Source organism: Rahnella perminowiae (assembly GCF_019049755.1).
GTDB lineage: Bacteria > Pseudomonadota > Gammaproteobacteria > Enterobacterales > Enterobacteriaceae > Rahnella > Rahnella perminowiae.
This window is the reverse complement of record NZ_JAFMOS010000461.1, coordinates 1-10,339: the sequence shown is the minus strand read 5'-3', so window position 1 is coordinate 10,339 and position 10,339 is coordinate 1. Positions and strand designations below refer to the sequence as shown.

12 protein-coding genes are annotated in these 10,339 nt (G+C 49.3%); 6 read left to right on the top strand and 6 right to left on the bottom strand.

The features are described 5' to 3' along the window. The first annotated feature begins 359 nt into the window (after window positions 1-359). From J1785_RS08190 to metQ, 3 genes are all read left to right on the top strand, one after another. A complete protein-coding gene (locus J1785_RS08190; RefSeq protein ID WP_217138758.1) occupies window positions 360-695 on the top strand; it encodes a DMT family transporter in 336 nt (111 codons plus the stop codon). A 317-nt stretch (window positions 696-1,012) separates the two neighbouring features. Beyond that, complete coding sequence (locus J1785_RS08185) at window positions 1,013-2,224, top strand: MFS transporter (protein WP_129953429.1); 1,212 nt, start codon at window positions 1,013-1,015, stop codon at window positions 2,222-2,224. Between the two features lie 249 nt (window positions 2,225-2,473). Next, window positions 2,474-3,286: a methionine ABC transporter substrate-binding lipoprotein MetQ gene (gene metQ / locus J1785_RS08180; protein WP_217138756.1), complete on the top strand. Its 813-nt coding sequence runs from the start codon at window positions 2,474-2,476 to the stop codon at window positions 3,284-3,286. 84 nt (window positions 3,287-3,370) lie between these two features. Here the strand turns inward: metQ and J1785_RS08175 are convergent, their stop codons facing one another. Together J1785_RS08175 and J1785_RS08170 are read right to left on the bottom strand one after the other, a co-directional pair. Further along, on the bottom strand, window positions 3,371-3,706 hold the full coding sequence (locus J1785_RS08175) for a nuclear transport factor 2 family protein (protein ID WP_129953431.1): 336 nt from the start codon (window positions 3,704-3,706) through the stop codon (window positions 3,371-3,373). Window positions 3,707-3,831: 125 nt separating this feature from the next. Next, a complete protein-coding gene (locus J1785_RS08170) occupies window positions 3,832-4,011 on the bottom strand; it encodes a YodC family protein (RefSeq protein WP_129953432.1) in 180 nt (59 codons plus the stop codon). Window positions 4,012-4,145: 134 nt separating this feature from the next. Between J1785_RS08170 and J1785_RS08165 the strand changes: the two genes are divergently transcribed. Further along, window positions 4,146-4,577, top strand: a complete 432-nt coding sequence (locus J1785_RS08165) for an OsmC family protein (RefSeq protein ID WP_129953433.1) — start codon at window positions 4,146-4,148, stop codon at window positions 4,575-4,577. A 213-nt stretch (window positions 4,578-4,790) separates the two neighbouring features. Here the strand turns inward: J1785_RS08165 and J1785_RS08160 are convergent, their stop codons facing one another. After that, entirely contained in the window at window positions 4,791-7,190 is a 2,400-nt protein-coding gene (locus J1785_RS08160) for a phosphoketolase family protein (protein ID WP_217219198.1), read from the bottom strand. 162 nt (window positions 7,191-7,352) lie between these two features. Between J1785_RS08160 and J1785_RS08155 the strand changes: the two genes are divergently transcribed. After that, entirely contained in the window at window positions 7,353-7,550 is a 198-nt protein-coding gene (locus J1785_RS08155) for a hypothetical protein (RefSeq protein WP_129953435.1), read from the top strand. 159 nt (window positions 7,551-7,709) lie between these two features. Here the strand turns inward: J1785_RS08155 and J1785_RS08150 are convergent, their stop codons facing one another. Then, window positions 7,710-7,982, bottom strand: a complete 273-nt coding sequence (locus J1785_RS08150; protein ID WP_129953436.1) for an ElaB/YgaM/YqjD family protein — start codon at window positions 7,980-7,982, stop codon at window positions 7,710-7,712. Between the two features lie 82 nt (window positions 7,983-8,064). Continuing rightward, entirely contained in the window at window positions 8,065-8,664 is a 600-nt protein-coding gene (gene tehB, locus J1785_RS08145; protein ID WP_129953437.1) for a tellurite resistance methyltransferase TehB, read from the bottom strand. 205 nt (window positions 8,665-8,869) lie between these two features. Here tehB and J1785_RS08140 point away from each other — a divergent pair, with 205 nt between their 5' ends. Then, window positions 8,870-10,111, top strand: a complete 1,242-nt coding sequence (locus J1785_RS08140; RefSeq protein ID WP_217219197.1) for a diguanylate phosphodiesterase — start codon at window positions 8,870-8,872, stop codon at window positions 10,109-10,111. A 109-nt stretch (window positions 10,112-10,220) separates the two neighbouring features. On the opposite strand, the gene J1785_RS08135 is transcribed toward J1785_RS08140, so the two are convergent. Continuing rightward, a complete protein-coding gene (locus J1785_RS08135; RefSeq protein ID WP_238483140.1) occupies window positions 10,221-10,325 on the bottom strand; it encodes a biofilm development regulator YmgB/AriR family protein in 105 nt (34 codons plus the stop codon). Window positions 10,326-10,339: the final 14 nt, after the last annotated feature.

Genomic DNA, 10,339 nt, shown 5'->3' with positions numbered 1-10,339 from the left:
CCCACTAAATGTATTGAGTCAAGTAAGCCTTCAGGTCCGTAGATTTCAGCGCCCTCTGCGATTGCTGCCAGCTTCCTATTGTCAACACCCACTTTCTCTAAAGATGAAAGTATAAATTCTCTCGTCGTCAATGAAATAGACATTGGTTTCGCCACCTTAAAAACTTCGAACCCACATCTTATCCAGCATGACAGAAAAGATTTGCTTGAAATTGCACCCGTTGTAAAAATAGGAAATCACTGAATGTCTGCGTCCCCGTCGTTTTCAATCATTTTGGTCAGAAGAGGAGGTTAATTGCGTTAAATACCGGGGGGCGGGGTATGGTATTATTTTTTTAAATTTTATATTCAGAAGGTGTTATGTTCAAAATATATCTGATCCTTGCTGTTTCTATCTGCGCTGAAACGCTGGCTACCACGATGATGAAGGCATCCAATGGATTTACCCGGTTAGTTCCGAGCGTCATTGTGGTTGTAGGTTATGCCATATCGTTTTACGGACTTTCCCAGGTTGTTAAAGTGATGAATATCGGCATCGCCTATGCTATCTGGGCAGGAATGGGGATTTTCCTTGTGTCGACAATGTCATTTTTCATCTACAAACAACGGCTTGATACGCCTGCGCTGATTGGCATGGGCTGCATCGCCCTCGGTATTATGATCATCCAGCTTTATTCAAAATCAGTGTCGCATTAACCCCGGTACTCCCGTGTTGTCTTCCATCATTTTTTGACCGCCGTATCCGGCGGTTAATTTCACTGTTTTTGCACATTAGTTACAACATACTTATATGTGGAGAGATTTCCTGTCCGCGTTATCTGTATGTGCCTTTTTCAGTTGAACCTCCGCGTACCTCTGCAGCCGGCATGGCAGGCGGAGACTGGCTTATCCGGCAGGCGGATAAGAAATACCCTAACACTCATTATGAAAATGCCTTGACCCTGTGATAGTGATCACGTTTATTAGCCAGATTATACAGACATGAAATAGTTCACCCTGCTAAGGATAATAAAATGACTGAGTGCTCATCGCTGGACACCCGGCCAGAAACTTCTGCGTTCCGCCGCTGGCTGGCGGTTTTCTCACTGGCCTGCGGCACCTTCGCGCTGGTTAATACTGAATTTTTGCCGATCGGTTTACTTTCGCCGATCGCCCAGTCTCTGGGCATTACCGAAGGGCATGCGGGTCTGGCGGTGATGTTGCCCGGTTTAGTGGCTGCAATTTCTGCGCCGCTGATTATGTTGTTTGCCCGAAAAATGGATCGCCGCACCTTACTGTTGTTGCTCAGCGCAACGGTGATCGTGGCCAACGGTATCGCCGTACTGGCGCAGTCGTTCAATATTCTGCTGATCGGACGTATTATTCTGGGTATCGGCGTGGGGGGATTTTGGTCGTTTGCCATTCCCTCCGGACGACGGCTGGTGTCAGAAGAGCAGGGTGCACGGGCCATTTCGCTGATCACCGCTGGCGTGGCGGTCGGCACGGTCGCAGGTGTACCGGCGGGCGCTTTTATCGGCGATCTGTTCGGCTGGCGGATGGCGTTTACGCTCAATGCCGTACTGGCGCTGGCATTTTTTGTGTTGCAATGGGTGGCGCTGCCTTCGCTGCCCGCCCAGCAATCTATCGGCCTGCGTGCGATGCTTGGCGTCACGAAAGTTGCGGGGATCCGCTATGCGCTGATCATCGGGGTATTTATGGCGGGCGGTCATTTCGCGGCCTATACCTACCTCGAGCCATGGCTGCGGTTTAACCTGCATCTTTCTGCCGGCAATATTTCTTTGTTACTGATGGGCTATGGTGTGGCGGGGTTGTTAGGCACACTGACCAGTGAAATCACTGTCCGTGAGTTCGGTGTGAAGAAGGCATTTATGCTCAACATGCTGCTGCTCAGCGTCTCGGTGCTGGTATTGTCGCTGTTTCCGGTGCCGCTGGCGCTGGCCTGTGTACTGGTAATTCTCTGGGGATTAGCCTTTGGGGCCCTGCCAGTGTGTCTGAATATCTGGACCTATCAGGCGTCACCTGCGTTGTTTGAAACCGGTTCGGCGTTGCTGGTGTGTGTCTTCCAGACATCGCTTGCGCTGGGTGCATTGTCTGGTGGTATCCTCGCTGACCACGCGGGCGTCAGCAGTGCCTTTCTGCTCGGCGGTGTGCTGACACTGCTGGCAGGCATCACCATCTTTCTGTCCCGCCCTCAGCCTGCGGTATTACAGGCTGCGGGCGAATAATCGGTTTACTATCAGGAAATCTTTCCACATAAGAGTATCTCCTTCGACAAAACCCGCGCAGAGCGGGTTTTTTGCGTTGTAAGGCAGATGAAACTCAATAGTTGCTTGTTTTCTGTCCGTTCCCATAACAGTCCCGTATCTGGTTATTTCTTTTTCGTATTTGCCCATTACGACCTGCTTTGAAACACTGTGGCCTTCAGCGATGTTATTTCAACATTTTAATTATTCACGGAAAGAGTAAAAACCTTTATGCGCATAACACTAAAATTTTCGGTTCTGGCGTTGTCTCTGGCAGGTGCACTGGTGCTGAGTGCTTGTGACCAAAAATCGCAGGAAAATCACATTAAAGTGGGTATCAGTGCGGGTATTGATCAGCAGATGTGGGAAACCATCAAAAAAACCGCCAAAGATAAATACAACCTTGATGTGGAAGTCGTGACCTTCAACGATTTCGTGTTGCCAAACTCAGCGCTGAGCAGCGGTGACATCGATGTGAACTCATTTCAGCACCGTCCTTATCTGGATAAGCAGATCAAAGAGCGCGGCTACAAGCTGGTGGAAGTGGGGAAAACCTTTGTTTATCCCATTGCAGGCTATTCCCGCAAGATAAAATCCATCGATCAGCTCAGTGATAACGCGCAGGTGGCGGTACCTAATGACCCGACTAACCTGGGGCGTTCGCTGCTACTGCTGCAAAAAGAGGGTTTGATCAAACTGAAAGAGGGCGTGGGTTTGCTGCCAACGTCTCTGGATATCATTGAGAATCCCAGGCATCTCAAAATTGTTGAAATCGAAGCACCGCAGCTGACGCGCGCCATTGATGACGACAAAATTGAACTGGCAATCATCAACACCACTTATTCAGGACAGGTCGGGCTGACGCCGGGCAAAAATGGCCTGTTTGTCGAAGATAAAGATTCACCTTATGTAAATATTATCGTGGCACGGGAAGATAACAAAGACAGTCAGGCAGTGAAGGAGCTGGTTGAGTCTTATCAGACGGATGCCACAGTAAAAGCGGCTGACGCTATCTATCACGGAGATGCGGTAAAAGGCTGGTAAAGCAGGCAGGAAGCAGAATCATTGAATCCTGGGATTTAACAATCTCAGGATTTTTTATTTTAATGCACAGGCTAAAATGAATATCTATTCAAAATAGAACCACGCCGTTTTAATCAGTCCCTTCTCCACTTCAAATACGGCAATGCTGTTAACCGGGGTGTCATAAATCCCGTAAATCATTTCATGATCAAAAACGTTATTGCCCAGTACTGTTCGCGAAATCAACTCAGCACGTAACGCCGCGTTGTTAAACCGGTGGTGTTTGTAAAAAGTTCTGAGTGCTTCTTTGCCCTGTAAGGAAGGCGACATGTTTGGCATACGATATGCGATGAAATCGTCGCTGTAGCAGGAAACGAAGGTATCGAGATCGTGACTGTTATAAGCCTGAAACTGTTTTTCTACCGGGATAACGACGTCCATTTACTACCGCCTTTAATGAATAGTTATGCTTATATACCGAATATTAATTCATTAAGGGAGCGGAGGCAATGCATGGGAAATAAAAAGGCCACCGCGGCGGCCTCAATGGTCAATCGATGTGGTGATCAGCACACGCCAAAATCGCCGTCTTCATGATACAAATCGACGGTATCGGCTTTTACTGAAATTTCTGTGGCAGAAAAGTCATCTGTCCGCGAGCACCACAGCGTGTCGCCCTCAACGCGCCGGACAATCATTTTCGGGCCGCCGGTTTTGGACTGAACGAGATCTTGCGGTTTAAACATGCTTTATTCCCCGGTTATCTATGTTGTTGTGATTCATGGAAAAGGTGTCCGCAGACCGTACAGTCCGGTCATCCTCGCGGATCACTCATCAGAAGCTATACTTAAAGTTAATGTAATACAAACCGGAGGAAAAGATGACCATACATAAGAAAGGACAGGCACACTGGGAAGGTGACATTAAACACGGTAAAGGCTATATCTCTTCTGAAAGTGGTGCCCTGAAGGAACAGCCATATGGATTTAATACCCGTTTTGAAGGCAAGCCAGGCACCAATCCGGAAGAACTGATTGGTGCGGCGCACTCAGCCTGCTTCTCCATGGCGCTCTCGCTGATGCTGGGTGAAGCCGGGCACACGCCGGAAAGCATCGATACTGTTGCTGATGTTTCACTCGATAAAGTGGATGGCGGTTTTGCGATCACCAAAATCGCACTCGACAGTAAAGTGAAACTGCCAGGCATCGACAAAGATAAATTTGATGAAATCATCAAAAAAGCCAAAGCAGGCTGTCCGGTTTCTCAGGTACTGAACGCTGAGATCACGCTGACGTACCAGTTGGAAAACTGATGATTTAACAGATCAGGATTTTCTGAAAAAAGCCACGCGATGTTTGCGTGGCTTTTGTGTGGTGAATCATGCCCATTTTTAAACAGACGTTACTGAAAGTTTTGCCGCGGCGAAAGCAACCCAGAGACAGCAATCCTATTTGCCTTCTTATCCCGGGATACGGGAGCACTGTTTAGAAAAGCTTCGCACAAGGCAGAGTTTCACCGCCTCAGGTTATTCCGGCGCGCCGCCACTTCCCTGTTGTGAGGGCCATTTCCAGTCACGAACTTCAGGCAAATCCTCACCATACTCACGCACATAGCGATGATGCGCGGCAATTTTCTCTTGCAACGTATCCAGAACATCATCCGCCTGGCCTTGCAATTTTTCCGTATGCAGAATGGCTGCCTGCGCCAGGTGAAAGCGATCCAGCTTATTGAGCACGGTCATGTCAAACGGCGTGGTGGTGGTGCCTTCTTCCATAAAACCGCTGACGTGGAAATTGCGGTGGTTGTTGCGCTGGTAGGTTAAGCGGTGAATCAGGCTTGGATAGCCGTGGAAGGCGAAAATTACCGGTTTGCTTTGGGTGAAAATGTGGTCAAAAGCAGCTTCGCTCAGTCCGTGAGGATGTTGTTCCTGGGTCTGTAAAGCCATAATATCCACCACGTTCACCACACGGACGCTGAGATCCGGCAGATATTCCCGCAATAAATCGACCGCCGCCAGGGTTTCCATGGTTGGCACATCGCCCGCACAAGCCATCACTACATCAGGTTCCGTTCCGTCCGGCTCATGGCCCGCCCACGGCCAGATGCCCATCCCTGCGGCGCAATGTTCTGCGGCTTCGTCGGCAGACAGCCATTGCGGGGCAGGTTGTTTACCAGCCACAATCACATTGATGCGGTCCCAGGTTTGCAGACAGTGATCTGCGACCCACAACAACGTATTGGCATCCGGCGGCAGATAAATACGCACGATATCGGCTTTCTTGTTCGCGACATGATCCATAAAACCCGGATCCTGATGGCTGTAGCCGTTGTGATCCTGACGCCAGACATGGGAGGAAAGCAGGTAGTTGAGAGAAGAGATCGGCTGACGCCACGGCAATTTACGGGTCACCTTCAGCCATTTAGCATGCTGATTAAACATGGAGCCGACGATATGAATAAAGGCTTCATAGCAGTTGAACAGCCCATGCCGTCCGGTGAGTAAATAACCTTCCAGCCAGCCCTGACACTGATGCTCACTGAGAATTTCCATCACCCGGCCATCGGCAGCCAGTTGCTCATCGTAAGGTTCAATGTCTTCCAGCCAGGTGCGGTTGGTGACATTAAACACATCGCTGAGCCGGTTAGACGCAGTTTCATCCGGGCCGAACAGACGGAAGTTATCAGGATTGAGGGTAAAGATATCGGCCAGATAGCGGCCGAGCATTTCTGTTGATTGCACCTGCGGTTCGCCGCGTGAGGTCAGCTTAACGGCGAATTTGGCCAGTTCTGCCGGCACCAGTTTCCGCCGCAGTCTGCCGCCATTGGCGAAGGACGAGGCACCCATACGTTTATCCCCCTGTGGTGCCAGCGCCCGTAATTCCGGCTTCAGGCGTCCCTGTTCATCGAACAGATCGTCAGGCTGGTAGCTGCGCATCCAGTCTTCAAGGATCTGGCGATGCTCGTCGTTGTCACGGCAGGAAGATACCGGCACCTGATGTGCGCGCCAGAAACCTTCGACTTTTTTACCGTCAACGGTCTTCGGGCCGGTCCAACCTTTCGGACTGCGCAGGATGATCATCGGCCACGCGGGAACACCGTCGTTGGACGTACCGGCGCGGGCGCGTTGCTGGAGATCTTTGATCATATCCAGTGAAATGTTCAGTGCGCGGGCCATCTGAATATGCATCTGTTCCGGCTCGTGTCCGCTGACAAATAATGGCTCGTAACCATAACCGGAAAATAACTGACGTAGATCGTCGTCGCTCATTCGCCCCAGGAGGGTCGGGTTAGCAATTTTATAACCATTAAGATGCAGTATCGGCAGTACTGCGCCGTCCCGCACGGCATTGAGGAATTTAATGCCGTGCCAGCTCGAGGCCAGCGGACCGGTTTCGGCTTCACCATCGCCAATGACGCAGGCGGCAATGAGATCAGGATTATCAAATACTGCGCCGAACGCATGAGACAGAGAATAGCCGAGTTCGCCGCCCTCGTTAATCGACCCCGGTGTTTCCGGCGCCGCATGGCTGGGAATGCCACCGGGGAATGAGAACTGCCTGAACAGTTTTTGCATTCCGCTGGCATCCTCGCTGATCTGCGGATAAATCTCGCTGTAGCTGCCTTCAAGCCAGGTATTTGCCACCATGCCGGGGCCGCCGTGACCCGGACCGCAGATATAAATAATATCAAGATCACGCTGGCATATCGCCCGGTTGAGGTGCGCATAAATAAAATTCAGACCTGGCGTAGTGCCCCAGTGCCCCAGCAGACGAGGCTTGATGTGCTCAGGTTTGAGGGGTTCGCGCAGCAACGGGTTATCCATCAGATAAATTTGCCCGACAGACAGGTAATTGGCGGCCCGCCAGTAGCGGTCAATGAGTCTCAGTTCTTCTGTAGTAGAGAGGTGTGAAGGGGGGAGTGTCATCGTTTCCTCCTGGATGGGTTGGATGAGGTATACCTATTAACCCTAATAGAAAAATGCGATCCCGGCCAAGTTGCGCAATCTGCGAACTCTGACAAATGGCATTACATCAGCTATAGATACTGAGCGTTACCTTAAAAATTCGAATAATTTACCGGGGTTATAATGAAGGATAAAAGCGAAAAAACAGGTCTGATCGGGCTGGCAATCGGCGCGGCTGTTATGGGGTTAATTTCCAGTGGAACCGTCATTAACCGGGAAAGCATCATTGAAGAATTACGACGGCTCGGACGTAAAAAAGGGGATGGCCTGGAAGATGAGATCTTTGTCAAAGCCGCTCAGCTGGTCGGTAAAGGGCAGTGATTGAGTAAACGGGCGCAAAAAAATACCCGCCAGGGGAGACGGGTATTGGATTCGTTACAAGGGGAGTATCTTAGTATCTGTAGATAGCTACAGAAAACACTATGCTATCTCCTTTATGCGAATCATTTATTTAGGAGAAATCTGTTTTCTCCTGAACGGTTATTTGCGGCCTAAAAGCAACCCCAGCACCACGCCAATCGCGCCGGCAGCAATCAATCCCGACAGCGGATTTTCTTTGATCTTATCCGCCACGTCAGAGACAGCTTCACTTGCCTGTGCGGAGTATTTGCGTGCAGCACCTTTCAGCTGGTGTTTAGGAGAATCAACAAAATCTCCAAATTGCTTTTGTGCTTCACCGGCAAACTCATTGACCGTGTTTTCTACTTTATCTTCCACACGGTTAGGATCTTTATCAAAGTCTTGTGATGACATATCGTGCTCCTTTTTGGGTGGATTTTAAGTCTAGTCGAAAAGTCAGGACATGCAGGGTTTGCCTGCGAAGGAGTCATAGATATCAGACTTTTCTTGCCAGCAGTGTCGCAAAACGCAGCGAATAACGGTGTCCGTTTTCGTCACGTTTATGCAGTTCTCCGACATCCTCGTTGTATTTCACTATCTCCCAGTCGCGATAATAATCACGCAACTCTGCCGGCTTAAACGTGAACGGGAAAGGCAGCGGGCACGGATAATCCGGGCTGTCCATGGCGGCAACGATCAGGTTATAGCCGCCCGTTACGGTGGCTGCATGCATATCTTCAATGATGTGTGGGATGCTGTCGCGTTGCAGAAACATCATTACTACGGTCGAAAAGATAAAATTATATTCACCGCTGAAACGGTGGGTGTTCAGATCCGCTTCGCTGATAGTGATGTTGGTCAGGGATTCCGCCGCAATAATATTATTCACTTTTGCGACGCTTATGGCGTTGTTATCCCAACCCGTCACATCAAAGCCTTTAAGGTTAAGATACAGGGAGTTACGCCCGCTGCCACAGCCTAAATCCAGTGCTTTACCTGACTGTACATAATGTGTTGCGTTGATGATTTCTGAGTGGGTACGGGTCAGACCGTATTTTTCGGTGTAAAAATCTTCTGGTGCGGGTTGATGAGTCATGCCCTGGCTTCCTGAAAGTGAATCGAATATCAGCGATTATCCTCTAAAACGACAACCGCGCCATTATCCTTAATGGTCAGGGACCTGCGCAACAAGGCATTCCTTGCCACAATATGTAAGGAAAGATAATCAATTGAGAATTTTCCGTAAATAAAATTTCTGTTATTGTGGCGTTCTTAACTGGAGCCTGCCCTGGAATATCTGAATGCTTTTAACCCTCGTCTATCGCAGTCACATCAGCGACTCTGTCCGGCCTGCTTCTCTGGCAGAGATGGTGTCGCGAGCCAACATCGAGAACGAACGCCGTAGCATTACCGGTATTCTGCTTTTTGACGGAATGCACTTTTTCCAGTTGCTGGAAGGGCCGGAAGAAGCCGTCGATGCCATTTATAGCAAGATTTGCAGCGATCAACGCCACAACAATGTCGTTGTTCTCATGCGTGATTACGCACCGTCGCGGCGCTTCGGCAATGTAGGGATGGAGCTGTTTGACCTCAGGCATCATCATGAGGATGTTGTTCTTCAGGCAGTCCTGGATAAGGGAACGTCTAAATATCGGCTTACCTACGAAGACCGCGCGCTTCAATTTTTATGCACTTTTGTACAGGCTCGCGAAAAGGAAAATTATCTCGAAATTTTGCCAGCGGATGCCTGGTCCTTTATCGCAGATGAGCCACTGAAACCTGAAGCAGGATTTATCTTTCCCGAGATGAAGGATTACAATTTTACGTTTCAGCCGATTGTTGATCCCCTCAGTCGAGAGATTATTTCTTACGAAGCGCGTCTGTGCGGTCCCGGTGGCGGTTCTCCGATGGAATATTTCTCTGCACTTAGCGGCCCAAACATTTATGAAGCCGATTTACGATCCAAGAAGCTGGCTTTTGCGCTTGCCCGAAAGATGGGGATTGGCGACAAAATGCTGTCAATCAAATTGTTGCCTATGACGCTCGTCAGGGTACCCGACGCGATTGGATTTTTGCTTCGTGAGATTGTTGCTCATGATCTGGTACCGGAGCAGATTATTGTGGCAATCACAGAAAACGGTGTCGCGACGCGCGAAGATAATTTCGCGACAGCGTTACAACAGCTTAAAGCCTCAGGGATGCGCCTGGCCGTTGATGATTTTGGCGCCGGATCTGCCGAATTATTGCTGTTGACCCGATGCCAGCCTGATAAGATTATGATTGACCGCAATATGATTTGTGACATCCATACCAGCGGACCCAAACAAGCCATCATTCAGGCCATTATCAGATTGTGTTCTTCTTTGGAAATATCGGTCATCGCGGCGGGTATTGAAAAACCAGAAGAATGGATGTGGCTTGATGCGGCAGGGGTCTGTAATTTTCAGGGACCGCTGTTTGCTTCGCCCAGGCTAAATGGGGCGCCGGTTGTTACGTGGCCGGAGATTAAGCAGGAATATACATTAATGAATCAAAATCTTTAATTATGCCGGGTCTGTTAAAAGATTCTCAGAAAAGTAAACTCATCAGCCGGTGAGGTATCGTGTATTTTCCCGGCTGATTTGAAAAATTTATTGCCATACAGACGATATTTTATAGTGTGTCATCATCAGGGGTACGGTATACCACATACTCAAGTGCTTCTAAATATACATCCTGTTTAATCGAATCACTTTCCTGCTCAATTTTTTGAATCAGGCAAAGAATAATAT